Source organism: Sphingomonas brevis (assembly GCF_023516505.1).
GTDB classification, from domain to species: Bacteria; Pseudomonadota; Alphaproteobacteria; order Sphingomonadales; family Sphingomonadaceae; genus Sphingomicrobium; species Sphingomicrobium breve.
The window spans coordinates 149,227-176,010 of record NZ_JAMGBB010000001.1 but is presented as its reverse complement, the minus strand read 5'-3'; the positions used below and the strand labels follow the sequence as shown (position 1 = coordinate 176,010).

Sequence of the window (26,784 nt, the reverse complement as noted above, 5' to 3'; positions counted from 1 at the left end):
ATTCGCCGTTCATGCGGCTGGTGGGACAGGGCCGCATGACCCGCCTGATCCGGCTCCTGATGGTCGGCATGTTGCTGTTCTTTGCCGCCGCGCGCCCCGCGATGGCCCAGGATATACTGCGCGACAGCGAGACCGAGCTGCTGTTCAGCCAAATCAGCAAGCCTCTCATCGAGGCGGCTGGGCTGGATCCGAAGAGCGTCAGGGTCGTCCTGCTCAGGGATAGCGAGATCAACGCCTTCGTCGCGCAGGGCCAGGTAGTCTATATCCACAGCGGCCTGCTGACCGCCGCCGACAACGTCGGACAGCTGCAGGGCGTAATCGCGCACGAGCTTGGCCACGTCGCCGGCGGGCACTCCATCCGCGTCTATGAAGGCGTCGGCAAAGCCTCGGCAATTTCGATCCTGAGTTTAGTGCTCGGCGCGGCCGCGATCGCAGCTGGAGCGGGCGACGCGGCGATGGGGATCATGGCACTCGGGCAGCAGGTTGCGACAAACAGCTTCCTGTCATTTTCGCGCGCCCAGGAGTCGAGCGCCGACCTCGCCGGCGCGTCCTATCTGTCCAAAGCGGGAGTCAGTGGCCGGGGCAGCCTCGAGTTCTTCAAGAAGCTGCAGAACCAGGAGTATCGCCTGGCGATCTATGCCAAGGACAGTTACGATCGCACCCATCCGCTGTCGCAGGAGCGCATCGACGCCCTGACGCAGATTTATCAAAAGGACCCGGCCTGGAATCGAAAGCCCGATCCGGCGCTTGAAGCGAGGTTCGAGCGGGTCAAGGCCAAGCTGGTCGGCTACGTCACGCCGCAGCAAGCGGTGAACGTCTACCCGGAAAGCGACCAAAGCGTCCCGGCCCATTATGCACGGGCCTACGCCTATCACCTCGGCGCCTATCCAGATAAAGCCAATGCCGAGGCAGACGCGCTGCTTGCCACCGCTCCGGACGACCCGTTCTTCCTTGAGCTAAAGGGGCAGATCCTGCTCGAAGGCGGCCATCCCAAGGAAGCCATCGCCCCGCTTCGCAGGGCAGTGGCTGGCGCGCCTGACATGCCGATGATTGCGGTCATGCTCGGTCACGCCCTGATTGCCTCCGAGGACGACAAGAATTTCCAGGAAGCCAAGCAGGTGCTCAAAACGGCGGTCAACCGTGACAACGACAATCCCTTTGCCTGGTACCAGCTGGGAATTGTTTACGATCGTGAGGGCGACGAGCCGCGAGCTGCCCTCGCGACGGCCGAGCGCAACAATCTGCAAGGCAACAACAAGCTGGCGCTAACCAGCGCGCGGATGGCAATGGCCGGGCTTCGTGCGGGGACGCCGGACTATCTTCGGGCCCAGGATATCGCCATGGTGTCCGAAAATGAGCTGAAAAAGGACAAGAAATATCGTGAGCCAAAGCAGTAAGGCCAACTGGTTGCCGGCACTTGCAGGCGGTGCAATCGGATCAGCGCTGACGGCGGCTGCCCTGGTCCTGGCCGGACCGTCCCTGTTTGGCGAACGGTTGGTTCGCGATGCGCTGGTCGCGAATCCGGACATCATCATGGATGCCGGGCAGGCGCTGCGCGACAGGCAATTTGCCGAAACCCTGACTCCGCTCCGGGCGTCGCTTGAGAGCCCCTTTTTCTCCAGCTGGAAGGGCGCCGAAAAGCCGGACGTCACGCTCACCTATTTCTTCGATTATGCCTGCGGATATTGCCGGCAGAGCAATCCCGACATCGAGCGATTGCTGAAGGAAGAAAAAGGTCTTCGCGTGGTTTATCGTGAACTTCCGATCCTTGGGCCGGAAAGCGTCGCCGCGGCGCGCATTTCACTGGCAGCGTCGAAGGCGGGGAAGTTCGTCCAATATCATGATGCACTTTATGCCGCCGGCCGCCCCGGACCGGACACGATCGCCATTGCGGCCAAGGCCGCCGGCATCCCGGCGCAGCCGAGCCAGGATCCGGCTCAGGAAGCCGAACTGCGGGCCAACATGTCTTTGGCGAGCCAGCTTGGTGCAACCGGAACGCCGCTGTTCGTGGTCGGCGACCGGGTAATCAATGCCGCGGTGGGCTATGAAGCGCTCAAGGGCGCGATCGAAGCCGCACGCAAGAAGGGATAGCGCTCAGCGCGTCTCGAGGCACGGCTCTCCACAAGGAGAAAGCGGCTCAGGCGATCGTTCGGCGATGGTGAACCACGGCAACGTCCGGTGCACGATGGGGCCGATCGCGACTGCGTAAAGCACGGTGCCGACGCCGACCGTTCCGCCGAGCAGCCAGCCTGCAGCAAGCACCGTTACCTCGATGCCGGTGCGGATGACGCCTACCGATCCGCCGGTGCGCTTGACCAATCCAGTCATCAAGCCGTCCCGCGGACCTGGCCCGAGGCCGGCGCCGATGTAAGCGCCGGTCGCAATCCCGTTCAGGATCACCCCGCCGGCCATCATCGCCACGGCCAGCGGCAGTGAATGGACCGGCGGCATGATCCAAAGGCTGATGTCGGCGAATGTGCCAATCAGAAAGACATTGGCGATTGTGCCGATCCCCGGGCGCTGGCGGATGGGAATCCACAGCAGCAGCACCAGTGCGCCAATTAGATTGACCATCATTCCCAGGCTGATGCCTGTCCGGTTCGACAAACCCTGGTGAAATACGTCCCAGGGATCGAGGCCAAGGTTGGCGCGGACCATTACTCCCAGGGAAATTCCGTAAAGAGCCAGGCCGAGAAAGAGCTGGATGATTCGTCTGTTCATGCAAAAGGAATCTCAAAAAGTGGCATTGCAGTACATAGCCACTTTTGGCAAAGTGGACTGATGGCCAGCAGAAAGATCGGTGCCTCCTCCTTGTCGCGACTGATGGGCGGCTGGCACGCCGACGCGATGCGAGGACCTGCTTATCGGCAGATCCGCCAGGCCTTGCGGCTGTTAATCCTCGATGGACGGCTGCCCATTGGAGTCCGCCTCCCTGGCGAACGGAATCTTGCCGATGCACTGGATGTGAGCCGCACGACTGTAGCTGCCGCCTATGCCGAATTGCGCGACCTCGGCTTTGTCTTCAGCCGTCACGGGTCCGGCAGCATCACCCGTTTGCCGCGGGAACAGGGCAACGGCCCGGACCAGCTGCAGGCGACGGCCGAGATCGATTTTTCGATCGCCGCTCTACCGGCGCCAAGCCATGTCCACGCCGCCTATGCCGAGGCGTTGGCGGAACTGCCCCGACACCTGCCGGGGATTGGCTATGAGCCGGCCGGTATCGCCGACCTCAGATCAGCTATCGCCGAACGCTACGCGCGATCCGGGGTGCCGACCGATCCCGATCAGATCCTGGTGACTCAAGGTGCCCAACAGGGATTGGTGCTGCTGCTTTCGTTGCTTGCGCGGCCGGGCGATCCGGTGGTGATCGATCACCCGACCTATTCGAAAGCGATCGAGGCGATCCGGGCGGCGTCCTGCCAGCCGATTCCGGTCAACCTTCCGCAATCCGGGTGGGACGCAGAACAATATCGTTCGGCCATGGCCCAGACCGGATCGCGCCTGTCCTACCTGTTGCCGGACTTCCACAACCCGACCGGGCGGCTGATGGGCGCCGAATGCCGCCAAAAGATCGCGGCGGTCGCCGCCAGCCAGCGAGGCCACCTTATCGTCGACGAGACGATGATCGACCTTTGGCTCGATGTACCGCGCCCCACTTCCATGGCGGCCTTCGACCGCGGCGACCATGTGATCACGCTCGGTTCGATGGGAAAGAGCTTCTGGGGCGGTCTCAGGATGGGCTGGGTCCGCGCAAGCCACGACATCATTGCCGCCCTGGCCGCGTCGCGTGCCGCCAATGACATGGGCAGCCCGATCCTCGAGCAGCTTGCCGCCACTGCCTTGCTTCGACGCCCGGACGATATTCTCGACGAGCGTCGCCAGCTGATCCGTGAACAACGCGACCATTTGCTCAAGCTGGTTGGCGAACAACTGCCCGACTGGCGGTTCGAGCGGCCGCCCGGCGGCTTATGTGCGTGGGCGGAACTGCCGCGACCATTGAGCTCGGCTCTCGCGGTCGCCGCTCACGATCTTGGTATTCGCATCGCGCCTGGCGGCAAATATGGCATCGACGGCGCATTCGAAAGATTTGTCCGCCTGCCCTACGCTCTCCCTAAGCCGGTGCTTTCGGATGTTGTCGAACGCCTTGCCCAGGCCTGGCGCGAAGTCGCCGCCGGTGGCCACTCGTCATCGGCGCCTGCCGAACCGAGGCTGACGGAAGCGATCTAGGCGCTCGGGCGGCCCTTGAAGCCTTGGGCAATCACATACCATTCGCTTGAATCCTTACGGCTAGCCGGCGGCTTGGCGTGCTTCACCGTCGTGAAATGGCGCTTCAGTTCGGCGACGAGATGGTTGTCGGCGCCTCCGGCCAGCACCTTGGCGACGTAGGCACCGCCCGGCCGCAGCACCTCGCAGGCGAACTCCATCCCGGCCTCGACCAGACCCATGGTGCGCAAATGGTCGGTTTGCGGGTGCCCGACCGTATTTGCCGCCATATCGGACATTACCAGGTCGACCTGGTCGGTTCCAATTGCCTCGCGCAGTCGCTCGGGCGCAGCTTCCTCCATGAAATCCATCTGCAGGATGGCAACCCCGTCGATCGGATCGGTCGGCAGCAGGTCGATCCCTGCGATGCGCGCGGCGGGAGAGCGTCGACGAACCACCTGGCTCCAGCCGCCGGGCGCAATGCCGAGATCGACGACCGCCTTGACGCCCTTCAGTAGGCCGAATTTCTCGTCCAGTTCGAGCAGCTTATACGCGGCGCGACTACGATATCCCTCGGCCTTGGCCCGTTTCACATAAGGGTCGTTGAGCTGTCGTTCGAGCCAACGGGTCGAGCTGACTTTCCGGCCCTTGGCGGTCTTCAGCCGCTTCACAGCTGGTAGCCGTCGCGGGCCATCAGCGAGCGTAATATACCTTCGCGGATGCCGCGGTCGGCGATGCCCAACACTTCCGCCGGCCAGATATCGAGAATTGCCTCCAGTATGGCGCACCCCGCGACGACCATGTCGGCCCGTTCCGTGCCAATGCACGGCAGGCCGCTGCGTTGCTTGAAGTCCATCTCGGCGATCATCGACGAAATCTTGCGCATATCTTCCACCGGGACATGCAATCCGTCGATCAGGCGCCGGTCATAGGAGGGTAGCGCGAGGTGGACGCTGGCCAGCGTGGTCACCGTGCCGCTGGTCCCCAGCAAGCGGACATTCTCCAGCTTGTCGGGCAGCATCTCGATGAAGTGGGCAAAGCTGCGATGGACGCGTTCGCGCATCCGCGAATAGGCCTGGACCCGGTCCTTGCCCTCGATCGCTTCCCGCCCCTCGCTCTCGGTCAGCGATACCACTCCCCACGGCGCCGACCACCAGGCCCGGATTCGCGGGTGAGGCTCGCCAGGCTCGACCAGCACCAGCTCGGTCGATCCTCCACCGATGTCGAAGATCAGCGCCGGCCCGTCACCCGGCTCCAGCAGCTTGTGGCAACCAAGCACCGCCAGTCGGGCCTCTTCTTGCGGCGCGATGATCTCCAGCGCGATTCCAGTCTCGCGCTTGACCCGTGCGGCGAAGTCGCGGCCGTTGACTGCGCGCCGCAACGCTTCCGTCGCGACTGAGCGCGCCAGCGTCACATGGCGTCGGCGAAGCTTGTCCGCGCATACCGCCAATGCCTCGACCGCCCGGTCCATCGATCCCTGCGTCAGCTTACCGCTAGTCGACAGTCCCTCGCCGAGGCGGACAATGCGGGAGAATGCATCCAGCACAGTGAAACCGCCTTCGCTCGGGCGGGCGATCAACAGTCGGCAATTATTGGTTCCAAGGTCGAGAGCGCCATAAATGTCGCGCTGTGGGCTCCTCCGGAAGGGCGGTTTTCCGCCGGCCGCGCCCTCGATGCGGGGGCTCGGCCCAGTGGCGACCTGCTGCGCCATCGTCACATGCCCATTCTATCCTTGGCCGCGCGGGAATACCGCGCGACTGACCTGGGTTCAGTTTAACCTGAATGAAGCTTGGCGCGCAACCGGCTGCCTTTTCGGGCAATTTGGGCTAGTGTGCGTTGACAGTTGGGACGGTGCTTTCTATCTCGCCGCCCGCAACGATTGCCCGATCGTCTAATGGTAAGACTACGGACTCTGACTCCGTCAATCGAGGTTCGAATCCTCGTCGGGCATCCATTCCGAAGCTCAGCGAATTTGCTTCGCGGCGGCCCCGCCGGTTGATATCCAGGCGCGCATGAAGATCATTGGCAGCTTCGTCAGCCCCTATGTCCGCAAGGTACTTGTGTGCATGGAGCTCAAAGGCCTCGACTATGAGGTCGATCCGATCACGCCCTTTTTCGGCAATGACGAATTCCGCCGCTTGAGCCCGCTTTGCAGGATCCCGGTGCTGATCGACGGGGACCTGGTGCTGACTGACTCCACGGTCATCGCCGAATATCTCGACGAGGCCTATCCCGACCCGCGGCTGATGCCGATGGATCCCAGGGAGCGTGCCCGCGCCCGCTGGCTCGAAGAATTCGCTGACACCAGGCTTGGCGATGTCTTCATCTGGGGGCTGTTCTACCCGAAAATGGTCCATCCCCGCGTCTGGGGCGAGCCGGGTGACCAGGCCCGCATCGACAAGTCGCTCAACACCGACATCCCTGCCGCGCTCGATTATCTCGAGAACGAGCTGCCCCAGAAAGGCTATGTGTTCGGCGAGATGGGACTGGCCGACATTTCTATCGCCAGCTTTTTCCGCAATGCCTCCTACGCCGGATTTGTGCCCGATCACTCGCGCTGGCCGCGAACGGCGCAACTGGTCGAGCGGGTCCTCGCCCACCCGGCGTTCGAGAAGATCCACAAGCTGGAAATGATCCAGCTTTCCGCATCTATCGAGGGGCGCCGCCAGGCGTTGCTCGATGCCGGCGCCAAACTCACCGCGGAGACCTATGGCCAGCGCGAAGCCCGCAAGGGTGTCATGCGGCTTTGATCGCCCGCCGTTAATAAACTTTCAGAGTTGCGCTGATACCCAAGTGCCGCCGAAGGGGGGTGTCCGCTGCGCTATTCACCGGGTCTCGACGGATTGCGGGCAGTGGCGATCCTGGTCGTCATGCTGTTCCATTCAAATCCCGACGTCTTGGTCGGAGGATATGTCGGCGTCGACCTGTTCTTCGTCCTGTCGGGCTATCTGATCACGTCCATCCTGGTTGAGGAATATCGTAGCACCGGCGCGATCGACGTACCGCGTTTCTATCTTCGCCGCTTCCTGCGATTGGCCCCAGCCCTGCTGTTCATGCTCGCCGGCTATTTGCTTGTCGCCCCGATCGTGTGGCCGGGAGAACCGCATTTCCGGGATGCCCTGTACACCGCCTTTTACGTCACGGATTTCACGCTCCCAGCCGGCATGGGGCCGGACCACCTCGTTCACAGCTGGTCGCTCTCGGTTGAAGAACAATTCTATTTGCTTTGGCCGCTGGCGCTGGTTCCCCTGATGCGTTCGGGAAAAGCAGTCCCCTTCATCCTGCTCGCCCTGCTTGTGATGATTGCCTGGCGTGGACAGTTCACTGATTGGAAAGATCATTATTATCGCATCGACACGCACAGCTCAGGGCTGTTGGTTGGTGCCTTGCTCCATTTCATCGGCTGGAAGACGAACCGGTGGGTCGGCCTCGCTGGTCTGGCGATCCTGCTGTTCGTCAGCCTTTATGCTCAGCGCGAATGGAATTCTCCCGCCATTCTCGCCACGGAAATCGCCGCCGTGATGCTGATTGCATCGGTTCGGGAGTCCAGGTGGCTGGAAGCGCCCCTCCTCGTCCACATCGGCAAGCTCTCCTATGGGCTCTACCTGTGGCATTATCCGATTGCCCATTATTTGCGCTCCCGGTTCGATTTTTTCGAAACGGTCACGATGACCCTGCTGCTGTCCTATCTGATGGCCCTCTTGTCTTACCACAGCGTCGAAGCGTGGAGCCGCAGGATGAAAGACCGGATCAGCGCCCCAAGGCAGCGAGAGCCGGTTCTAACCAGCTAGTGGCCGGGCGGGACCATCCCCCGACGGTCTCTCCCGGCCACCGTTGCCCCGCGTTCGGGGGGCAAGTCGAATTTCAATGCTGGGTACCGGCAATCCAGTGCTCAAGGCGGGTCTTCAGGGATCGGCGCGACGGGATGTAACCGGGCTGGGTTTCGGCCCCATCCTCCTCCACCTTGTCATACAGCGTGAGGTTGACCGGCATTTTCGGCCGCAATGCTTCGCGCCCGCGCATCAGGTCCTCGGCGGCGGCCAGGCTCCTGTGAATGTCTTCGGCGGTAAACGGCTTCATCAGGCAACCGAGTGCAAGGTCGGGCATTGGAAAATCCGGTGCCTTGCCGGTGATGAAGAAACAGGGAATGTCGAAATCGCTCATCCTCACCGCGACCGAAAAGCCGGTCGTGCCATGGGCCAGTCGAAGGTCGACCAGCGCCAGGTCGGGAGAATGTTTGGCGGCGGCGGCGACTGCACCGTCCAAATCGTCCGTGGTTGCAACCACCCGATAGCGGGGGTTGTCCTCCACCAGATATTTCAAAGTTGTCGCCAGCTGGGCGTCATCTTCGACGATCAGGATATTCAGCACGGCCAGAGGCCCTCCCCGCCTTGGATAAATCCTTATCCTTGAATGGGATGGTGCGTGAATCTAGCGGGTTCGCGAATCCCTTGTTGACCGGGTTAACGCCAGAAGGACTCAGCGCTGCGACGGGCCGAAAGGATTTAGGCCATATTAAGCGCGATAGAAGATATGTGCGCCGATCTTCTCGACCCGGGTCAGGTTTCGGCCCCACGAAGGCGCAACATAATCGGCGTGATACCAAAGGCACTCCGACGGCACGCTCTGGACCGCGTTGGCGACTGCCAGGCGAGTCACGCCCAGGGCCTTATGCCACGCCGTCGATGACTGATCGACCGACGGAAACTGGCCCCGGCGAACGAATGAGAATTGCCACGGCTGCTTGACCACGCCGCACCAGCTGGTCGGATATTTGCCCGAAGCGGCGCGGTTCATGATGACCTTGGCAACGGCCATTTGGCCTTCCAGGCTCTCGCCGCGCGCTTCGTGATAGACTGCGACGGCAATGCAATTGGCTTCGTCGGTCAGCGGCGCGCCGGCGGCGAACCGATCGACGAGCGCGTAGAGCGGCCAGCCGGCGCGCTGCAATACCGCTGCCTGCTGGGCCAGAGCGGCATCGGAGCCCAGCGCAAGCGTCGATGCAGCCGTCTCCGGCGAAGTCACCGCACTGGCGGTCTTCACCACCGCCTGGACAAGCGGCAGATTGCCGACCTGCTGCGCAAGGGCCTGGCCTGAGCCGCCAAACGTCAACAACATGGCAGCAGCAAAGGCCGGCAACCTGCCGGCACGCACAAACTTCTTCAATTTTCACTCTAATCCTGGCGGCCGGCCTCCATCGATCGCGATACGAGCGCATTACGCTACTGGCGATCGCGGAGGGCACGTCCGTCTTGCCCTGGGATCCTGCTTCTCGTGGAAGCACTGTGGATCCGCCCGCTCGTTAATTTGTTGCAGTGCACATAATGGAACCAACCAGCGGCTCAACCGTGTCGGCGGTGAATCGAGCCCATCATGGGGTGAATGACCGGAACTCTGAACAAATTGACAGATTTCGGGGATTTATCTCGGCTTCCCCGCCGCAATTTCCCTCGCTAACGCATTTCCCGAGGAGATTTGCGACCCATGGCCTATTGGCTGATGAAATCGGAGCCAGGCAGCTACAGCTGGGATAATCTGGTCCGTGACGGCGGAACCATGTGGGATGGCGTGCGCAACAACGCCGCCCGCCTCCATCTCCGCGCCATGAAGCCCGGGGATCAGGCCTTTTTCTATCACAGCATGGACGAGCGGGCGATTGTCGGGATCATGAATATCACCGGCATCGGTCAACCCGACGGCGACGACGGTAGCTGGGTCAAGGTTCCGGTCGAGCCGGTTCGGCCACTGAATCACGTCACGCTGGCCCAGATCAAGGCCGAGCCGAAACTTGCCAAGATTGAGCTGATCCGCCAGTCCCGACTGTCAGTCGCCCCAATCCGCGACGAGGAATGGAAGCTGATCCTGGAGATGGCGAAGTGAAGCTGCTTGTTGGCGGACTTGCTCTGCTCCTCACCGCGGCTGCCCCGGTTCCTAGCCAGAATTGGAAACTGACGCCAACGGGCTGGGGTCCCGCGAAGATCGGCATGACCCGGGCGCAAGTGTCGAAGGCGCTCAAGACCAGGCTCGAGGGTGAACCGATCGACGATGAAGGAACATGCCTTGAGCTTGTTGGCGCCGACGACGCCTTGCCGGGCCTTCTCTTCCTGTTCGAAGAAAACAAGCTCAGCCGGATCAGTGCGATAGAGCCCAGCGCGGTCGCAACGCCGCGCGGGGTGCATGTGGGTTCAACGGCCGACGAGGTCCGCAAAGCCTATGGCGCCGGCATCAAGTCCGAACCTCATCATTATGAAGACCCGCCCGCCGAATATCTTACTTATTGGCTGGATCCCGGTCGCAGGGGTGTGCGGTTCGAAACCGACAATCATGGCAGGGTGGATTCGATCCATGCCGGCACGTCGAGCATCCAATATGTCGAGGGCTGCGCCTAGCCGAAAATCGGCCCGCTCACTTTTGATAGCTTGGCTTGGCGCAATTCGGATATATTGAAACATAAGGCGCGCCAACGATGCGGTGCGCCTGGGGGGACGGATTGAGCATCTTGAGACCAAGGCGAAGTGCCGTGATCGGCGTTGCCGTCGCGACGCTGACTATGCTGGCGCTTGAGGTCGTCGTGAGCCACCTGGTAGTTCAGTGGTGCCCACGAGGCCAAAATTGCCAGGAAACCGGCCAAATCCTGTTCGCTCTCGGCCTGCTCGTCAGCGCCGCGGTCTCGGTCGCGGCAGGCTTCATTGCCCGGGACATAGCCGACCGCATGTCCGCCCAATCCCCACAAATTCACCGCCTGAGGCCTTAGCTTTTCGACAGCGGCGTCGATTCGATCCTGCCACACGACTCCTGGATCAATTCAGGAGATGTCGATGGTGAGCTTTTACATCATGGTCGCAGGCGTTGCGGCACTGGCGGCCCCCTCAGCCGACCGTCTTGCGGTCGCGCGTCTGGACAGGACGTATCAGGAGGCGGTGAAGCGCAACGATGCGGCAACAATGGACCGCATCCTCCATCCAAGTTTCCAGCTGGTTCTCGGCAACGGTAGGAAAATTAGCCGCAAGCAGCTGATCGAGGAAGCTCGCAGTCGGCGGATCACTTACGAATTGCAGGACGAGGAGCCGAAGTCTCAGGCCGTGAGGGTGATCGGCGACACGGCGATCGTCACGGCGAAACTGCGCCTCAAGGGCACCAAGGAAGGATTGAGGTTCGATCGTACCCTTTGGTTCAGCGACACCTATGTTCGGACCGAACGCGGTTGGAAATATCTGTTTGGTCAGGCGTCGCTACCCTTGCCGCCTCATGTCGCGGATGACTCCAATCGACTGGACCTTTCGCAGGAATTGCTGGCGGCCGGCTTCAGGCCGGTCGAATATCGGCCCTAATCGACAGGATTGAGGTTTTTATGACCCTCCCGGGGAGATCCACATTATGCTCCGGTCCATGAACGGGCAGGTTCAGAACCAGGCGCAGAACAGGCGCCGCCGATTGGTCAGTTCCGACGTCCTTTTGGCCGAGGAAATTGTCGCCCTGCCGGAACTGCCTCCGCGTGGCGATACGATCCGGCGCCAGCTTGCGATCACCTATGCCGGTGCGTTTGAGTTTCAGGTCGGCCGGTCGATTACCTGGGTCGATCCTTCAAGGATATTGTTCGCCGAGGCCAATCAGTCATTTATCGATCGGCATGTCGTGCCGGGATCGGGCCATAGAAGCATCATCCTGAGCCCGGGGCCCGGCACAATCGAAGAACTTTGGGGCAACGGCGATGCGCCGTTTGCTGGGCGCGTGCGCGCTTGCACGCTTCGGACGCAGATGCTGACCCAGCAATTGCGCCGGACGCTCGATCCCCTTGCCGCCCAAGAGCTCGGCATTGCGATTCTCGAGGAAAGCGTGGCCGAATCGCGAAGTGTCACAGTGGTTGACCCGGCCTGCGTCCGGCGAGCCAAGACTATCCTGCATGGCAATTCAGACGGGCGATTGACCTTGATGCAGATAGCGGCCGACGTTGGAGTGTCGCCGATCTACCTCACCCAATGTTTCAAGCGATCCGAGGGAATTCCCCTTTATCGTTATCAGACGATGTTGCGCCTTGGTCGCGCCTTGGATCAGCTTCCAGAGCGCGATGACATAACCGACCTCGCATTTGAGCTCGGCTTTTCGAGTCACAGCCATTTCACTGCGGCATTTCGATCGCAATTCGGCATGACGCCCTCACACTATCGCACGGAATCGGCGAACACGAACCTTGGGCGCGCATTGGCAGGCTAGCCGGCGTGCTGCCCCCCGGGGCGACGACGTCGCAATCCCGGGCGGATCGACAGCGTGATCAGGCGGCTTCCATCTTCCGAGATTCGCGCTTGCGCTCATGCGGATCGAGGAAGCGCTTGCGGATGCGGATTGCCTTGGGCGTCACTTCAACCAGCTCATCGTCCTGAATGTAGGCGATCGCCTGCTCCAGCGTCATCCGCCGGGGCGGGGTCAGGCGAATGCCTTCGTCCTTCGGCCCGGACGCGCGGAAGTTGGTGAGCTGCTTGGACTTTAAGGGATTTACCTCCAGGTCCTGGACCTTGGCGTTTTCGCCGATCACCATGCCTTCGTAGAGCATCTCGCCGGGCGTGATGAACAGGATCCCGCGTTCTTCGAGCGCACTCAGCGCATATGCAACCGCCGGTCCCTTCTCCATCGAGATGAGGACACCGTTTTGGCGGCCCTGGATCGGGCCCTTGTAGGGGCCATATTTCTCGAACAGCCGGTTCATAATGCCCGTGCCACGCGTATCGGACAGGAATTCACCATGGTAGCCGATCAGACCGCGTGACGGCGCCGAGAACATCAGTCGGGTCTTGCCGCCACCCGACGGGCGCATGTCGGTCATTTCCGCCTTGCGCAGTGCCATCTTGTCGATGACGGTGCCGGAAAATTCGTCGTCCACGTCGACTACGACCGTCTCATAGGGCTCTTCGCGTCCCGACGGGCCGTCGCGAAACAGCACGCGGGGGCGGCTGATTCCCAGCTCAAATCCTTCGCGGCGCAGCGTCTCGATCACCACGCCGAGCTGAAGCTCGCCGCGGCCGGCAACCTCGAACGCCTCGCCGCCCGGCGTTTCGCTGACCCGGATTGCGACATTGCCCTCGGCTTCGCGCTCCAGGCGGTCGCGAATTACTCGGCTCTGCACCTTGTCGCCGTCCTTGCCGGCAAACGGGCTGTCGTTGACCGCAAAAGTCATACTCAGCGTCGGCGGATCGATTTCGCGCGCATGCAACGGCTCTGTTATCGCTGGCGTGCCGATGGTGTTCGAAACGGTCGCCTTCATTAAGCCTGCGATCGCCACGATATCGCCCGCCTTGGCGCTCTCCACCGGAACGCGCTCCAGTCCCTGGAAGGCGAACAGCTTGGTGACGCGGCCGTCCTCGACGGTCTTGCCATTGACGTCGACCGCGCGGATCGGGTCGTTGATGTTGAGCGTGCCGCTTTCGATACGGCCGGTGAGGATGCGGCCGAGGAAATTGTCGCGGTCGAGCAGGGTTGCGAGCATCTTGAACTCGCCCGCCGGGTCGAGCTGCGGGGCTGGGACATGGTCGACGATAGTCTGGAATAGCGGGGTAAGGTCGCCCTCTCGGACGTCGTCGGTGAGGCCGGCATAGCCCGCGCGGCCCGACGCGTAGAGCGTCGGGAAATCGAGCTGCTCGTCATTGGCTTCGAGGTTGAGGAACAGCTCGAACACTTCGTCCAGCACTTCAGCCGGACGCGCGTCAGGCCGGTCGATCTTGTTGACGACGACGATCGGCTTGAGACCCAGGCTCAGCGCCTTGCCTGTGACGAACTTGGTCTGCGGCATCGGCCCTTCGGCGCTGTCGACCAGCAGGATGACACCGTCGACCATGGAGAGGATCCGTTCCACCTCCGCGCCGAAGTCGGCGTGGCCAGGCGTGTCGACGATGTTGATATGCGTCCCGTTCCATTCGACTGAGGTGCATTTGGCGAGGATGGTAATACCCCGCTCCTTCTCCAGGTCGTTCGAATCCATCGCGCGCTCCTCCACGCGCTGATTGTCGCGGAAGGTGCCCGATTGGCGAAATAGCTGGTCGACGAGCGTGGTCTTGCCATGATCCACGTGGGCGATGATCGCCACGTTGCGCAAATTCATTATCAATGTCCGTGAGTAAGAGTTGGCGGGGCCCTTAGCCGAAATGCTGCACTGCGGCAACCGCGGCTAATGAGTTACCGCCGCGCCTGCGGCATCGGTCGGCACCAGTTCGGCCTTGCGCAGCGCGGTGTAGAGCAAAGTTATGCCGGCGTAAGTCACGACCACGACCACCAGCCACCTTAGAATCACCAGGTCCATTTCCTTGACGATGAACGCGGCGATCAGGACCGACGGAATGGCCCCGATCGTCAGGCCGAGTACGACGCGCCAGTCGAGCTTTACCTTGCGCACGCATTGAGTGCCCGCCGCCAGGCCGGCAAAGCCGGCGCCGGCCGCCATTATCGGGAAAGCCAGCCTTGGATCCATTCCCATCAGGCTGAACATCGCCAGGCTGGGGGCATAGTTGCCAACCCCGAAGCTGAGCAAAAGGCCAAAAATGAAGTTTGCCACGATCGCAACGATGGCAAGCGACAACGGCAGACTGGTCGCGGTTCCGCCGGCAGGCATCAGGCCCAGATTTGCGAGACAATAGAAGAACGCCGCGATCAGCAGCGCAATGCCTATGATCGTCTGGATCAGCCGCACGGGAGATCGGGCGGCAAGCGGAACGCTCCAATAGCCGCCGAGCACGATTGCGACGACGCAGCCGGTGAGAAGGTACAGATCGACCTTCACGCCCAGCAGGATCAGGAAGATCACTCCCTGGAGGATCGCCGGGACCGTGTAGCCGATGAACATGGTCAGCGGGATCAGCCGGTCCGGTACCATTTTCCTGAACCGGAACCAGGCGATCGTCGGCGCGAACGAACCGATGCCGAGCGTATCGAAGAAATTGGTGACCGCGCCGAGCGCGAGGGCCTCGCCCTTAGGGACGACCTGGTTGGTCTTCACGGCCTCGCGGACGATCGCGAAAAAAAGACCAGCCGCGCCAATGCTCAAGCCGGCAACCAACAAAACAAGCAGCATGGCGATACTCTCCTAGCGCGGCAGCCGTTCGAGGATTTCGATCCCGCGCTCCAGCGCGCGCAATTCGCTCGCCGCAAGCTTCCCCAGGCGCCCTTCAAGCGTCTGGTCGGCCACCGGCGGCCGATTGAGATATTCGCGGCCCTGGTCGGTTAGCCGAAGCTGGAGCCGCCGCCGGTTTTCCGGATCGGCCTGGCGGTCGACAAATCCCGCGCGAACAAGCGTATCGATCGCGCGGCTAATCGCCGGCGCGCCGCGCTTCACACGTGCCGCAACCTGGTTGAGCGTGCCCGGTTCGGTCGACTGTACCGCCGCAAGCAAGTCCCGCTGCTGCCCCATCGCCTTGGCCGCGGCAGTGTCGCCGCCCAACAACTCTACCAATCTTGCGAAGCGCGCCGCGATGGCGCCTGGTGATGCCGTCCCCCACATGGAATTGAGCGTATCAAAGATTTCGCTTTTGGCAAATTTGTAGCACCACAAACGTCGTTGCGAGGAGCCGAAGGCGACGTGGCAATCCATGGATTGCTTCGCTACGCTCGCAATGACGATGGTAAGAAAACTTCCCCGCACCGTCTGGATCCTCGGGATAGTCAGCTTGCTGATGGATCTGTCGAGCGAGATTTATCACGCGCTCCTGCCGGCCTTCTTGACCATAACGCTTGGCCTGCCGGTAGCGGCGATGGGCGCGCTCGACGGCGTCGCCGAGGCGACCGCCAACCTCACCAAGCTAGTCTCCGGCCGGCTCAGCGACCGCAGCCAGCGGCGCAAGCCGTGGATTCTGCTCGGCTACGGTATGGCGGCGCTATCCAAGCCATTGTTCCCCCTGGCCCAGGGCGCGCTGCCGGTGCTCGGCGCGCGGTTCGTCGACCGCATCGGCAAGGGCATTCGCGGCGCTCCGCGCGATGCGATGATTGCCGACGAAACGCCGCCGGAGCTGCGCGGTGCGGCATATGGCTTGCGGCAGGCGATGGACACCGTCGGGGGATTCCTCGCGCCGCTGGCCGCCGTTGGGTTGATGCTGCTGCTTGCCAACGACATTCGCGCGGTCTTTTGGATCGCGGCAATTCCTGCCTTCCTGTCGTTCCTGTTCGCCTGGATCATGCTTCGCGAACCGGCCAAGCATCTTGCCATTACCGACAAGGCCAAATGGGGCGGTTGGCGATCGCTCGACAAGCAGGTTCGGCGCCTGATCTCGGTCGGCTTCCTGTTCGGGCTCGCCCGATTTTCCGAAAGCTTCCTGATTTTGAAGGCGATGGATGTCGGGCTGGCCGCCACCTGGTCCCCGCTGGTGCTCGCCCTGTTTAGCCTGGCCTATCTGCTGCTTGCTTATCCGGCCGGCGCGCTAAGCGATCGAGTAGACCCCAAGTCGCTGTTGCTGGCCGGCATCGCGACACTCATCGCCGCCGACTTGCTTCTCGCTCAGGCAAGCGGGCTGCCGTTGGTTGTCATTGGGGTGGTCCTGTGGGGCGCGCATATGGCGCTGACGCAGGGAATTTTCGCGCGGATGCTCGCCGATGCGGCGCCAGAACATCAGCGGGCAACCAGCTTCGGCGCCTTCTTCTTCGTTAGCGGCATCTCCGCCTTGCTTGCCAGTCTCGGCGCCGGCCTGTTGTGGGATCGCGGCGGGCCGGCCGAGACCTTTACCGTCGCCGCCGGCATCGCGGCGCTTGCTGGGGCAATGGCCTGGCTGATTCCGGCGCGTCGCTAGGCCTGGCGCCGGGCCCTGAATGGCCACATGCGGCCGGCGACCGGTCCGCCATCGACGAACTGGTTAAACAGCGCGGCGCTGACGTGCAGCACGAGCAGCGCGATCGTCACCCACACCAATATCTCGTGGACCTCATGAAATTCATTGTCCTTGGCGATGCCCGGGATCGCAGGGAATGACAGGCCCTGCTGCAGTACTACCCAGCCATTCACGGCCCGTCCGGAAACGGCCGCCAATCCGGTTAGCGGCAGAGCAAGCAGCATGAAATAGAGCAAGCGATGGCTCCATACCGCGACAAAGCGCCGCCATCGTGGAAAGTCCGATGGATAGGGCGGCGGCGGGTTCATCAATCGCATGCTGAGACGCGCCAGCGCCAACAGGAGGATCAAAACACCCCACGTCTTGTGCCAGCCGAACAGGAACGCCCGTTCCGGAGTACCGCGCGGCAAGTCGTGGAAGGTGAAGCCGACATAGAGCTGCATCAGCACCAGGATCGCAGTGATCCAATGGATCCACATCACGATCTTTCGATAGCGGATTGCAAGCAGACCAGTGCTTTCGGTCACCATATAGTCGGACATCGACATCTCCCAGCTAGCCGTCGCGATGCTTGCCGGTCGCGCGCCAGACGGCAAGCCCAAAGCTTGCTGCGCCGGCAATTGCGCCGGCAAATGCAACGAGCGGGATGACGATTTCGCTCCACCTGGGCCAGGGATCGTCACCGAACAGGAAGATCCACCCGATACCCGCGGCCCCGCCGCCGACCACGATCATGCCACCCCAGCCGCCGATCAAGGCGGCCAGTGTTGTGAGGACGATCCGGGCCCAGCGGGACATGCCTAGCGGGTGAACTTCTCGCCCTTTTCGGCCTTGTCGAGCAGCAGCCTGGAGAAGCTGAAGTCGCTTCCCATCCGCTGTTCCTGCCGCTTCAATCCCTCTACGATCTTGGCCGCACCTTCGGTATCCGCCCAGAACATCGGACCGCCGCGATAGACTGGCCAGCCATAGCCATAGACCCACACGACATCGATGTCGGACGCGCGCTGGGCCATGCCCTCCTCGAGGATTTTCGAACCCTCATTGACCATCGTGTAGAGCGTTCGCTCGACGATTTCCTCATCGTCGATCTGGCGACGCGTGACGCCTTGCTTGGCGGCAAAATCCTCGATGATCTGCTGCACCACCGGCGACGGCGTCGGGCGGCGCTTCTCGTCATAATCGTAGAAGCCGGCGCCCTTTTTCTGGCCCCAGCGATCGATCGCGCACAACGCATCGCGGATATTCTCGATGCGGTTCGGATCGCGATGCCAGCCGATGTCGACCCCGGCCAGGTCGGCCATCTGGAACGGGCCCATCGGCATTCCGAATTCGACGTGGACGCGGTCGACCTGTTCGGGAGTCGCGCCTTCCAGGAGCAGCTTGGTAGCCTCGACCTGCCGAGGCATCAGCATGCGGTTGCCAATGAAGCCGTGGCAGACGCCGGCAACAACTGCGACCTTCTTGATCTTCTTGGCCAATTGCATCGCCGTGACCAGCACGTCGGGCGCGGTCTTGGCGCCGCGCACCACTTCCAGCAATTTCATCACATTGGCCGGGGAGAAGAAGTGCAGGCCGACGACATCCTGCGGCCGCGACGTGGCCGCCGCAATCTCGTCGATGTTCAGATAGCTGGTATTGGAAGCCAGGATCGCACCCTGCTTCATCACCTTGTCGAGCCGGGTGAAGATGTCCTTCTTCACATCCATTTGCTCGAACACGGCCTCGATGATCAGGTCGCAATCGGCCAGCGCATCGAAATCGAGCGTTGGCGTCAATTGCGCCATTGCCTTTTCGACCTGCTCGCCGGTCATCCGGCCCTTGGCGGCGGTCGCTTCGTAATTCTTGCGCATCACGCCGGTGCCGCGATCGAGCGCTTCCTGGTTCATCTCGAAGATAGTCACCGGGATCCCGGCCGACAGGAAATTCATCGAAATGCCGCCGCCCATGGTGCCGGCGCCGATCACACCGACCTTCTTGACGCTGCGCGGCTGCGTGTCTTCGGGGATATCGTCGATCTTGGCGGCCTTGCGCTCGGCAAAAAAGAAATATTGCTGCGCCCTCGCCTGGGTGCCGCTCATCAACCCCATGAACAGGTTACGTTCGTCGATGACGCCTTCTGCATAGGGCTTGGCTACCGCCGCTTCGACCGCCTTGATGTTGGCCTCTGGCGCCTCGAAACCGCGGAACTTGCGGCCATTGGCCTTGCGGAACTCGTCGAAGATCGCCGGATTGGCGCGCGCTTCCGCCAATTTATCGTCGCGCTCGCTCGATTTGGGCAGCGGGCGGATGTCGCGCACTTCATCGGCATAGGCGACGGCGTGCTGGAGCAGCTCGCCCTCGACGATCCGGTCGACCAGGCCGACTGCATAGGCGTCCTTGGCGCCGATCGGCGTACCGCTAGTGACCATTTCCAGCGCCTTCTGCACTCCGGCGACGCGCGGCAGCCGCTGCGTCCCGCCTGCGCCTGGCAGCAAGCCGAGCTTGACCTCCGGGACGCCCAGCTTCGCATCGGGCACGGCGACGCGATAATGGCTGGCCAGCGCCACTTCGAGGCCGCCCCCGAGCGCCGTACCATGAATCGCCGCGACTACCGGCTTGGTGCAATTCTCGATGATATCGACCACCTGCGGCAGCATTGGCATCACCATCGGCTTGCCGAATTCGCTGATGTCGGCCCCGGCGAAGAAAGTCTGGCCTTCGCAACGGATGACGACTGCCTTGATCGCATCGTCGCCGTCGGCTTCCTCGATCGCCGCGACCAACCCCTGCCGGACTGCCGCCCCCAGCGCGTTGACCGGCGGATTGTTGGACGTGACGATCAGCACGTCGCCATGGCGGCTGGTGGAAATTGGGCTCGTGGTGGGCTTGTCGATGACGTCGGTCATGTCGTGGTCCGTCCGTAGCTTTGATGGTTGAATGGGTGCGACGAGCTCAGGCCGCCGTCTACGACGATCGCCTGTCCGTTGACATAGCTCGCTTCATCCGAAGCGAGGAACAGCGCCGCATTGGCGATTTCGATTGGTGCACCGCCGCGTTTGAGCGGATTGAGGTGGCCGATCTGGCTTTCCTGGCCCTTCGATCTTGCTCGTTCGAAGATGAATTCGGTCATGCCGGTCTCGATCAGGCCGGGGCAAATCGCATTGACGCGAATATTGGCCCCGGCGAGCTGGGTGGCTGCCACCTTGACCAGATTGATCACTCCGGCCTTCGATGCCGAATAAGCTGGCCCGCCGGCGCCCGAGCGCAGGCCGGCTACGGAAGCGGTAGCGACGATCGACCCGCCGCCCCGCCCTTTCATCACCGGAGCGGCATATTTTATAGCAAGAAAAGGACCAATCAGGTTCACCCGCAAGATTTCGGCCCAATCGTTCGCATCCTGGTCGAAGATGCTGTCGAAACCGCCGGAAACCCCGGCATTGGCGAAGAAGATGTCGAGCCCACCATGATCGCGGACCGTATGGGCGACCAGGGCATCGACCTGCTCCTCGTCGCCGGCGTCGCATTCGAACTCGGCACCGTGCAGGTCCGCGCCGACCACCGTCGCGCCTTCGTTCCGGAACAGCTCGACGCTGGCCTTGCCGATGCCCGAGCCGGCGCCGGTGACGATCGCAACCTTGCCGGCGAGGCGTCCGGTCATAGCCCGACCCCGATGGTCGATCCCCCGTCGACGATCATCGCCTGGCCGGTCATGAAGGTCGAGGCGGGCGAGGCAAGATAGACCGCGGCCCCGGCAATCTCATGCGGCTCGCCGATACGGCGCAGCGGCGTGCCCTTGGTGACCAGTTTTAGCGTGTCCGGATTTTCCCACAGAGCGCGGGCAAAATCGGTCTTCACCAAGCCTGGAGCGATGCAGTTCACCCTGACCCCATTCGGCCCGAACTCGGCCGCCAGGTTTCGCGCAAGCTGGAAGTCGGCGGCCTTGCTGATGTTATAGGCGCCGATCATGGTCGAGCTGGTCAGGCCGCCGATCGAGCTGACGATAATGATCGAACCCTCCCCGCGTTCCAGCATCTCCGGCGCCGCCATCGAAATCAGCCAGTGATTGGCGATGACATTATTGTCGAGGATCTTGCGGAACTGGTCGTCGCTGATCCCGGCCATCGGTCCGTAATAGGGGTTGGACGCGGCATTGCAGACCAAGACGTCGATCTTGCCGAACGCCTCCCGCGTCTTGTCGACGAGGTTCTGAAGATCGTCCTTGCTGGAGATGTTGGCCGCAACAGCGATCGCGCGCGGACCGTCCGCATTTGGGCCATGCTGATCGTTGATTGCCCGGGCGACGTCGTCGCATGCGTCCTGCTTGCGGCTGGAAATGACGACCCTGGCGCCCTGCTCCGCCAGCGCCTCGGCAATGGCGCGGCCGATTCCGCGCGATGAGCCGGTGACGATCGCCACCTTGCCGCCAAGGTCGAACAGGTTGCGGCTCATGCCAGCGCCTCGGCATGCTTGGCGAACTCGATCAGGGCAATCGAACGGTTGTGCACTTCGTCCGGCCCATCGGCCAGCCGCAGCGTCCGAATCCCCGCCCAGCTACCGGCCAGAGCCGTGTCCTGGCTGACGCCCGCTCCGCCATGCGCCTGGATCGCATCGTCGATGATCTTCAGCGCCATGCGGGGCGCCTTGACCTTGATCATCGCGATCTCGGCCTTGGCGGCCTTGTTGCCGACCTTGTCCATCATGTCCGCGGCCTTGAGGCAGAGCAGCCGTGTGCAGTCGATCTCGATCCGCGCCTCGGCCACTCGCTGTTCCCACACGCTATGCTCGCTGAGGCGCTTGCCGAAGGCGGTGCGCGACTGCAGCCGCCGCGCCATCAGGTCGAGTGCCTCTTCGGCAGCACCAATTGTCCGCATGCAGTGATGGATGCGGCCCGGCCCAAGCCGCCCTTGGGCGATTTCGAACCCCCTGCCCTCTCCGAGCAGCAGGTTAGATGCCGGCACCCGCACATTCTTCAACTCGATTTCCATATGGCCGTGCGGGGCGTCGTCGTAGCCATAGACCGACAGGAATCGCTCGACGGTAATACCCGGCGTATCCATCGGCACCAGGATCATCGACTGCTGGGCATGCGTCCGGGCCTCAACATCGGTCTTGCCCATCAGGATGGCGACCTTGCAACGCGGATCGCCGGCGCCGCTCGACCACCATTTCTTGCCGTTGATGACATAATCGTCGCCGTCGCGTTCGATTCGGCACTCAATGTTGGTCGCGTCGGACGAAGCCACTCCCGGTTCGGTCATCAGGAAGGCGGAACGGATCTCGCCCCGCATCAGCGGGTTCAGCCATTTTTCCTTCTGCTCACGGGTGCCGTAGCGATGCAGCACCTCCATATTGCCGGTGTCGGGCGCGGAGCAATTGAACACTTCCGAGGACCATAGGATTCGGCCCATTTCCTCCGCGCACAGGGCATATTCTAGGTTGGTGAGCTGCTCGCCCTCGAACGCGAATGTCTCGTCGACATGTTTCAGCGCCCCGCCGGGCGGCATGAACAGGTTCCACAGGCCCGCCTCGAGAGCCTTGGGCTTCAAATCCTCGATCAGCTGGATCGGTTGCCAGCGATCGCCCGCGTCGATCTGCTTTTTATAGTCCGCGACTCGCGGCCGGACATTTCGGTCGATGAATTGGCGGACCCGGTCGCGAAAAAAAGCCTGACGTTCCGTAAGGTCAAAATCCATCGCCGACCGCTCCCTTGCGCGGACCCGCATATCGGTTCCAAAACGGCGCTAGGACGCTCTACCGCGAAGGGCAAGATTGATGGCAGATCTCGAACAATTTCGTGAGCAAACCCGCGCCTGGCTGGAGGCCAATTGCCCGCCGGAAATGCGCACGCCGATGCGCAGCGAAAAAGACGCCTGCTGGGGCGGACGCAACTTCCAGTTCCAGAGCGAGGCGCAGAAGCAATGGCTAGACGCCATGGCGTCGAAGGGCTGGACCGTGCCCGACTGGCCCAGGGAATATGGCGGCGGGGGGCTTGGCCCGGCCGAGGCCAAAATCCTCAAGGAGGAGATGCGCGACCTCGGCTGCCGCCCTCCGCTGACCAGCTTTGGCATATCGATGCTCGGACCAGCGCTGCTCAAGTTCGGTAACGAGGAGCAGAAAAAACATTATCTGACCGAAATCGCCCGTGGCGAGATCCGCTGGTGCCAAGGCTATTCCGAACCGGGCGCCGGGTCGGACCTTGCCGGCCTGCAGACCAAGGCCGAAGACAAGGGAGACCATTACCTCGTCAACGGCCAGAAGGTCTGGACCAGCTACGCCGACCAGGCCGACTGGATCTTCTGCCTGGTGCGCACTTCAAGCGAATCCAAACATGGCGGGATAAGTTTCCTGCTGTTCGACATGGAAAGCCCGGGAGTTTCGACCAAGCCGATCCTGCTGATCAGTGGCAATTCCCCCTTCTGCGAAACCTTCTTCGACGATGTGAAGGTGCCCAAGGACCAGTTGGTCGGCGAGGAGAATAAGGGCTGGGACGTCGCCAAATATCTGCTCGGCCACGAGCGCGAGATGATCAGCGGCATGGGTCTTGGCGGCGAGAAGGAAGCGCTCGGCAAATCGGTCGGGCCGATCGACGATCCTTTGCTGCGGGCCGAAATCGCCACCTTCGACGTCGATGCGTTGGCCTTCGCGGCGATGAGCGAGCGGTTCATCGACCAGCTAAAGGCCGGCGATGCGCATCCCGCCATGCCGTCGATGATGAAATATGCCGGGACCGAGCTTAACAAGCGCCGGCACGAGTTGATCATGGCCGCCGGCGGCAGCGATGCGATCGAATGGGACAGCGACCGATCCAGGGGCGGCAAGGCGGCCAGGGACTGGCTCCGCACCAAGGCAAATTCGATCGAGGGCGGCACGTCCGAAGTCCAGCTCGGCATCGTTGCCAAGCATATCTTGAGGTTGCCGGGCGCGTAGCTGTGAATTGAACCCGTTCGTCCCGAGCGAAGTCGAGGGACGCTGGCGGGAAGTGTCTCGACTTCGCTCGACACGAACGGATGAATTGGAATGATGACCCTTAACGAAGACCAGCGCCTGCTGCAGGATACGGTGCGCCCGTTCATGGCGGAGGAGGGCGCGATCAAGCCGCAGCTTCGCCACTGGCGCGATAGCGGCTGCACCGATGGCTATGGCAGCGATCTGTGGAAACAGTTTGCCGAGCTTGGCCTCACCGGCATCCTAATCCCCGAAAGCCAGGGTGGCGCCGGGCTGGGCGCCGTCGAGGCCGGCGTGGTCTTGGAGGAGATCGGCCGCAACCTCACTCCCTCGCCCTTCCTCACCACCGCGGTTGCCGCGGTCCGGGCACTCGAAGGCTCCGCCCAGGCCGAACGCTGGTTCCCCGGAATCCTCGCCGGCGAGACCGTCGCCGCTCTGGCAGTCGACGAGGGCAAGCATCACGATCCCGCCCGAATTGCGATGGCGGCCAAGCGGCAGGGCAATGGCTTCGTGCTGAATGGATCGAAACAGTTCGTCGTTCATGGCAACAGCGCCGATGTCGTGCTGGTGGCGGCCAGGACCGCCGGCTCGGCGGGCGAAACCGACGGCCTGACCCTGTTCGCCGTGGAAAAGGGCGCCAGCGGCCTGGGTGTCGACACCGCCACTTTGGCTGACAGCAGCAAGGCCTCGCGCTTGAACTTCGACAATGTCGCGGTCGACTCCGACGCGGTGGTCGGCGAGGTCGATGGCGGCTGGGGACCTCTGACCCGCGCGCTCAATGCGGGACGGGTTGGCGCGGCTTCCGAGCTTGTCGGCGTTGCCGCCGGCGCCAGCGAGATGACCGTCGAATATCTGAAGCAGCGCAAGCAGTTCGGAAAGCTGATCGGCGAGTTCCAGGCGCTTCAGCACCGCGCAGCGCACCTTTACGGCGAGATCGAGATTGCGCGCGCCGCGGCACTCAAGGCAGCCCAATTGCTCGATTCCGGCGATCCGCGCGCCGAGCTGTTCGCCTCGGTCGCAAAGGCCAAGGCCGGGCGGGTGTCGGCGCTTGCGGTGCAAGAGGGCGTGCAGATGCATGGCGGCATCGGCATGACCGACGAGCATGACATCGGCCTGTACATGAAGCGTGAGGCGGTCCTGTCCGAACTATTCGGCTCGCCCCGCTTCCACGCCGGCCGGGTCGCGGAGCTCAGCGGCTATTAGGACCGGGCGATCAGGAAGTTGATCCGCGCCGCCGCGATCAGCCGGTCGCGGTCCGACTGCCAGGCATAGGCCTCGACATTGGCAATCCGGCCGCCCAACCGCTCGATCTTGGCTTCGGCGAATGTGTCCTGCGGCGTCCCGCCCCGCATATAGTCGACCGTGACGGTAATCGGCTTCTTGACGACATGCTCGCCGACGGCGCGGGTCAGCGCCGTAAAAGCGGCAAATTCGAGCAGCCCGGCAATCGCCCCGCCGTGGAGGTAGCCCGGCCGGCCGACGACATCCTCGTGGAATGGCATCACGAAGCGGAGCTCCGCGCCGTCCTCTTCGGTTCTTAATCTCAAAAGCTGTGCGTATGGCGGTAACGGCTGCATGCCGTCCCCCTAGCGCAGCCTTACCGGCGGGTCACTGCTTGGTCTTGAATCCGCAGATGATGCCGAGGACGAATGAGGTGAACAGCGCGAGCTGAACCCGTCCGCTCGGATCGGACCAATGGAAATAATCCTGGCCCCAACCGAACAGCGCGACGAACATCATGGCGGCAATGCCGACAACCATTGTTCCACTCCACAACCGCCGGGTCCGAGATTCCGGCGGGATGGTTACGTCACAAAAGGGTAAAAATCCGGTAAAGCTTGCTCCCCGGGAGACGTCGCGGCATAGGGCCGCCAGCTGCCCTCGAGCGAAAGGCCGACCCCATGAAAGCCCGTGTGTTCGTAACCCTGAAGCCCGGAGTCCTCGACCCCCAGGGCAAGGCGATCCACCATGCGCTTGAGGGGCTTGGCTTCGGCGGAGTGACGGACGTCCGGGCCGGCAAGCTGATCGAGCTTGAGCTGGCCGATGGCACTAGCGACGACGAAATCGCCGATATGTGCCGCAAGCTACTGGCCAACACCGTGATCGAGAATTTCAAGATCGAGAAGCTGGAAAACGCACCTCGACTGAGCTCGGCACAGGCATGAAAAGCGCGGTCCTCGTCTTCCCCGGTTCCAACTGCGACCGCGACCTTGCCGTCGCCATCGAGCAGGTCACCGGCCGGGCCCCGGCAATGGTCTGGCATCGGACAAGCGAGCTTCCCGACGGCACCGACTTCATCGCCATCCCCGGCGGCTTTTCCTACGGCGACTATCTCCGGTCGGGCGCCATGGCGGCGCGTTCTCCGATCATGGGCGCGGTGGCCGAGGCGGCCAATCGCGGCGTTCCCGTGCTTGGCATATGCAACGGCTTTCAGGTGCTGACCGAGGCGGGCCTGCTGCCCGGTGCGTTGATGCGTAACGCCGGGCTGCACTTCGTCTGCCGCTCTGTCGGCCTCAGGGTCGAAAACAGCCAGTCGATCTTCACCAGCGCTTACAAGTCGGGTGAGGACATCAGCATTCCGGTTGCGCACCATGACGGCAATTATCAGGCGGACGCTGCCACCCTCGACCGGCTTGAGGGCGATGGCCGCGTTGCCTTCCGCTATACCGGCGACGTCAATGGCTCCGCGCGCAGCATCGCCGGCATCCTCAATGGCCAGGGCAATGTCCTCGGCATGATGCCGCACCCGGAGCGAGCGCTGGAAACCGCGCATGGCAACACCGACGGCAGACGACTGTTCGAAGGGCTGCTGGAGGCGGTTAGTTAAGGCGCCCGTCTTGCGGCGCTTCGCGCC

31 protein-coding genes and 1 tRNA gene are annotated in these 26,784 nt (G+C 62.6%); 16 read left to right on the top strand and 16 right to left on the bottom strand.

What is annotated here, in order from left to right:
- Positions 1–35 precede the first annotated feature (35 nt).
- The gene (locus LZ518_RS00995) at positions 36–1,397 is read left to right on the top strand and encodes a M48 family metalloprotease (protein WP_249914196.1); all 1,362 of its coding nucleotides are present in this window, start codon (positions 36–38) and stop codon (positions 1,395–1,397) included.
- Entirely contained in the window at positions 1,381–2,091 is a 711-nt protein-coding gene (locus LZ518_RS00990) for a DsbA family protein (protein WP_249914195.1), read from the top strand. Before LZ518_RS00995 ends, LZ518_RS00990 begins: the two co-directional genes overlap by 17 nt.
- Positions 2,092–2,094: 3 nt before the next feature.
- Here the strand turns inward: LZ518_RS00990 and yczE are convergent, their stop codons facing one another.
- On the bottom strand, positions 2,095–2,721 hold the full coding sequence (gene yczE / locus LZ518_RS00985; RefSeq protein WP_249914194.1) for a membrane protein YczE: 627 nt from the start codon (positions 2,719–2,721) through the stop codon (positions 2,095–2,097).
- A 60-nt stretch (positions 2,722–2,781) separates the two neighbouring features.
- Between yczE and yczR the strand changes: the two genes are divergently transcribed.
- Positions 2,782–4,227 (top strand): MocR-like transcription factor YczR, encoded by a 1,446-nt coding sequence (yczR, locus tag LZ518_RS00980; RefSeq protein WP_249914193.1) that lies wholly within the window; start codon positions 2,782–2,784, stop codon positions 4,225–4,227.
- On the opposite strand, the gene LZ518_RS00975 is transcribed toward yczR, so the two are convergent.
- Entirely contained in the window at positions 4,224–4,874 is a 651-nt protein-coding gene (locus LZ518_RS00975) for an RlmE family RNA methyltransferase (RefSeq protein ID WP_249914192.1), read from the bottom strand. The genes yczR and LZ518_RS00975 overlap by 4 nt on opposite strands.
- Positions 4,871–5,914: a Ppx/GppA phosphatase family protein gene (locus tag LZ518_RS00970; RefSeq protein WP_249916460.1), complete on the bottom strand. Its 1,044-nt coding sequence runs from the start codon at positions 5,912–5,914 to the stop codon at positions 4,871–4,873. Before LZ518_RS00970 ends, LZ518_RS00975 begins: the two co-directional genes overlap by 4 nt.
- A gap of 169 nt (positions 5,915–6,083) precedes the next feature.
- On the opposite strand from LZ518_RS00970, the gene LZ518_RS00965 reads away from it, so the two are divergent.
- The 3 genes from LZ518_RS00965 to LZ518_RS00955 all read left to right on the top strand — a co-directional run bounded on the left by LZ518_RS00965 (position 6,084) and on the right by LZ518_RS00955 (position 7,994).
- Positions 6,084–6,157, top strand: a tRNA-Gln gene (locus tag LZ518_RS00965).
- Between the two features lie 58 nt (positions 6,158–6,215).
- The gene (locus LZ518_RS00960) at positions 6,216–6,953 is read left to right on the top strand and encodes a glutathione S-transferase family protein (RefSeq protein ID WP_249914191.1); all 738 of its coding nucleotides are present in this window, start codon (positions 6,216–6,218) and stop codon (positions 6,951–6,953) included.
- Between the two features lie 93 nt (positions 6,954–7,046).
- The gene (locus tag LZ518_RS00955) at positions 7,047–7,994 is read left to right on the top strand and encodes an acyltransferase family protein (RefSeq protein ID WP_283938142.1); all 948 of its coding nucleotides are present in this window, start codon (positions 7,047–7,049) and stop codon (positions 7,992–7,994) included.
- Positions 7,995–8,067: 73 nt separating this feature from the next.
- On the opposite strand, the gene LZ518_RS00950 is transcribed toward LZ518_RS00955, so the two are convergent.
- Positions 8,068–8,574, bottom strand: a complete 507-nt coding sequence (locus LZ518_RS00950; RefSeq protein ID WP_249914189.1) for a response regulator — start codon at positions 8,572–8,574, stop codon at positions 8,068–8,070.
- A 144-nt stretch (positions 8,575–8,718) separates the two neighbouring features.
- On the bottom strand, positions 8,719–9,369 hold the full coding sequence (locus LZ518_RS00945) for a cell wall hydrolase (RefSeq protein WP_249914188.1): 651 nt from the start codon (positions 9,367–9,369) through the stop codon (positions 8,719–8,721).
- A 318-nt stretch (positions 9,370–9,687) separates the two neighbouring features.
- Here LZ518_RS00945 and LZ518_RS00940 point away from each other — a divergent pair, with 318 nt between their 5' ends.
- From LZ518_RS00940 to LZ518_RS00920, 5 genes are all read left to right on the top strand, one after another.
- On the top strand, positions 9,688–10,083 hold the full coding sequence (locus LZ518_RS00940; protein WP_249914187.1) for an EVE domain-containing protein: 396 nt from the start codon (positions 9,688–9,690) through the stop codon (positions 10,081–10,083).
- Entirely contained in the window at positions 10,080–10,592 is a 513-nt protein-coding gene (locus tag LZ518_RS00935; RefSeq protein WP_249914186.1) for a hypothetical protein, read from the top strand. Before LZ518_RS00940 ends, LZ518_RS00935 begins: the two co-directional genes overlap by 4 nt.
- Positions 10,593–10,723: 131 nt before the next feature.
- Positions 10,724–10,957, top strand: coding sequence for a hypothetical protein (locus tag LZ518_RS00930; RefSeq protein WP_249914185.1), 234 nt, complete (start codon positions 10,724–10,726; stop codon positions 10,955–10,957).
- Positions 10,958–11,021: 64 nt separating this feature from the next.
- Positions 11,022–11,534 carry a nuclear transport factor 2 family protein gene (locus tag LZ518_RS00925; protein WP_249914184.1) on the top strand — a complete coding sequence of 171 codons (513 nt, stop codon included), beginning with the start codon at positions 11,022–11,024 and terminating at the stop codon, positions 11,532–11,534.
- Between the two features lie 58 nt (positions 11,535–11,592).
- Positions 11,593–12,417: a helix-turn-helix transcriptional regulator gene (locus tag LZ518_RS00920; protein ID WP_249914183.1), complete on the top strand. Its 825-nt coding sequence runs from the start codon at positions 11,593–11,595 to the stop codon at positions 12,415–12,417.
- Between the two features lie 58 nt (positions 12,418–12,475).
- Here the strand turns inward: LZ518_RS00920 and typA are convergent, their stop codons facing one another.
- The 3 genes from typA to LZ518_RS00905 form a co-directional block, all read right to left on the bottom strand.
- The gene (gene typA / locus LZ518_RS00915; protein WP_249914182.1) at positions 12,476–14,296 is read right to left on the bottom strand and encodes a translational GTPase TypA; all 1,821 of its coding nucleotides are present in this window, start codon (positions 14,294–14,296) and stop codon (positions 12,476–12,478) included.
- A 66-nt stretch (positions 14,297–14,362) separates the two neighbouring features.
- Complete coding sequence (locus LZ518_RS00910) at positions 14,363–15,262, bottom strand: TSUP family transporter (RefSeq protein WP_249914181.1); 900 nt, start codon at positions 15,260–15,262, stop codon at positions 14,363–14,365.
- A 12-nt stretch (positions 15,263–15,274) separates the two neighbouring features.
- Positions 15,275–15,688: a MarR family winged helix-turn-helix transcriptional regulator gene (locus LZ518_RS00905; RefSeq protein ID WP_249914180.1), complete on the bottom strand. Its 414-nt coding sequence runs from the start codon at positions 15,686–15,688 to the stop codon at positions 15,275–15,277.
- 112 nt (positions 15,689–15,800) lie between these two features.
- On the opposite strand from LZ518_RS00905, the gene LZ518_RS00900 reads away from it, so the two are divergent.
- Entirely contained in the window at positions 15,801–16,967 is a 1,167-nt protein-coding gene (locus tag LZ518_RS00900) for an MFS transporter (RefSeq protein WP_249914179.1), read from the top strand.
- On the opposite strand, the gene LZ518_RS00895 is transcribed toward LZ518_RS00900, so the two are convergent.
- Genes LZ518_RS00895 through LZ518_RS00870 form a run of 6 tightly spaced genes read right to left on the bottom strand, consistent with a single transcriptional unit; the run spans position 16,964 to position 22,678 of the window.
- Positions 16,964–17,548 carry a cytochrome b gene (locus LZ518_RS00895; protein ID WP_249914178.1) on the bottom strand — a complete coding sequence of 195 codons (585 nt, stop codon included), beginning with the start codon at positions 17,546–17,548 and terminating at the stop codon, positions 16,964–16,966. The genes LZ518_RS00900 and LZ518_RS00895 overlap by 4 nt on opposite strands.
- A gap of 13 nt (positions 17,549–17,561) precedes the next feature.
- Positions 17,562–17,804, bottom strand: coding sequence for a hypothetical protein (locus LZ518_RS00890; protein WP_249914177.1), 243 nt, complete (start codon positions 17,802–17,804; stop codon positions 17,562–17,564).
- Positions 17,805–17,806: 2 nt separating this feature from the next.
- Positions 17,807–19,891 (bottom strand): 3-hydroxyacyl-CoA dehydrogenase NAD-binding domain-containing protein, encoded by a 2,085-nt coding sequence (locus LZ518_RS00885; RefSeq protein WP_249914176.1) that lies wholly within the window; start codon positions 19,889–19,891, stop codon positions 17,807–17,809.
- Complete coding sequence (locus tag LZ518_RS00880; RefSeq protein WP_249914175.1) at positions 19,888–20,643, bottom strand: SDR family NAD(P)-dependent oxidoreductase; 756 nt, start codon at positions 20,641–20,643, stop codon at positions 19,888–19,890. Before LZ518_RS00880 ends, LZ518_RS00885 begins: the two co-directional genes overlap by 4 nt.
- Complete coding sequence (locus LZ518_RS00875; RefSeq protein ID WP_249914174.1) at positions 20,640–21,434, bottom strand: SDR family oxidoreductase; 795 nt, start codon at positions 21,432–21,434, stop codon at positions 20,640–20,642. Before LZ518_RS00875 ends, LZ518_RS00880 begins: the two co-directional genes overlap by 4 nt.
- The gene (locus tag LZ518_RS00870; protein ID WP_249914173.1) at positions 21,431–22,678 is read right to left on the bottom strand and encodes an acyl-CoA dehydrogenase family protein; all 1,248 of its coding nucleotides are present in this window, start codon (positions 22,676–22,678) and stop codon (positions 21,431–21,433) included. Before LZ518_RS00870 ends, LZ518_RS00875 begins: the two co-directional genes overlap by 4 nt.
- A 79-nt stretch (positions 22,679–22,757) precedes the next feature.
- Here LZ518_RS00870 and LZ518_RS00865 point away from each other — a divergent pair, with 79 nt between their 5' ends.
- Both LZ518_RS00865 and LZ518_RS00860 read left to right on the top strand, forming a co-directional pair.
- Positions 22,758–23,912 (top strand): acyl-CoA dehydrogenase family protein, encoded by a 1,155-nt coding sequence (locus tag LZ518_RS00865; protein WP_249914172.1) that lies wholly within the window; start codon positions 22,758–22,760, stop codon positions 23,910–23,912.
- Positions 23,913–24,005: 93 nt separating this feature from the next.
- Positions 24,006–25,133 carry an acyl-CoA dehydrogenase family protein gene (locus tag LZ518_RS00860; protein WP_249916459.1) on the top strand — a complete coding sequence of 376 codons (1,128 nt, stop codon included), beginning with the start codon at positions 24,006–24,008 and terminating at the stop codon, positions 25,131–25,133.
- On the opposite strand, the gene LZ518_RS00855 is transcribed toward LZ518_RS00860, so the two are convergent.
- Together LZ518_RS00855 and LZ518_RS00850 are read right to left on the bottom strand one after the other, a co-directional pair.
- Complete coding sequence (locus tag LZ518_RS00855) at positions 25,130–25,477, bottom strand: PaaI family thioesterase (protein WP_249914171.1); 348 nt, start codon at positions 25,475–25,477, stop codon at positions 25,130–25,132. The genes LZ518_RS00860 and LZ518_RS00855 overlap by 4 nt on opposite strands.
- Positions 25,478–25,538: 61 nt before the next feature.
- Positions 25,539–25,691: a hypothetical protein gene (locus tag LZ518_RS00850; RefSeq protein WP_249914170.1), complete on the bottom strand. Its 153-nt coding sequence runs from the start codon at positions 25,689–25,691 to the stop codon at positions 25,539–25,541.
- A gap of 140 nt (positions 25,692–25,831) precedes the next feature.
- On the opposite strand from LZ518_RS00850, the gene purS reads away from it, so the two are divergent.
- Positions 25,832–26,095, top strand: a complete 264-nt coding sequence (gene purS / locus LZ518_RS00845; RefSeq protein WP_249914169.1) for a phosphoribosylformylglycinamidine synthase subunit PurS — start codon at positions 25,832–25,834, stop codon at positions 26,093–26,095.
- Positions 26,092–26,757 carry a phosphoribosylformylglycinamidine synthase subunit PurQ gene (purQ, locus tag LZ518_RS00840; protein ID WP_249914168.1) on the top strand — a complete coding sequence of 222 codons (666 nt, stop codon included), beginning with the start codon at positions 26,092–26,094 and terminating at the stop codon, positions 26,755–26,757. Before purS ends, purQ begins: the two co-directional genes overlap by 4 nt.
- Positions 26,758–26,784: the final 27 nt, after the last annotated feature.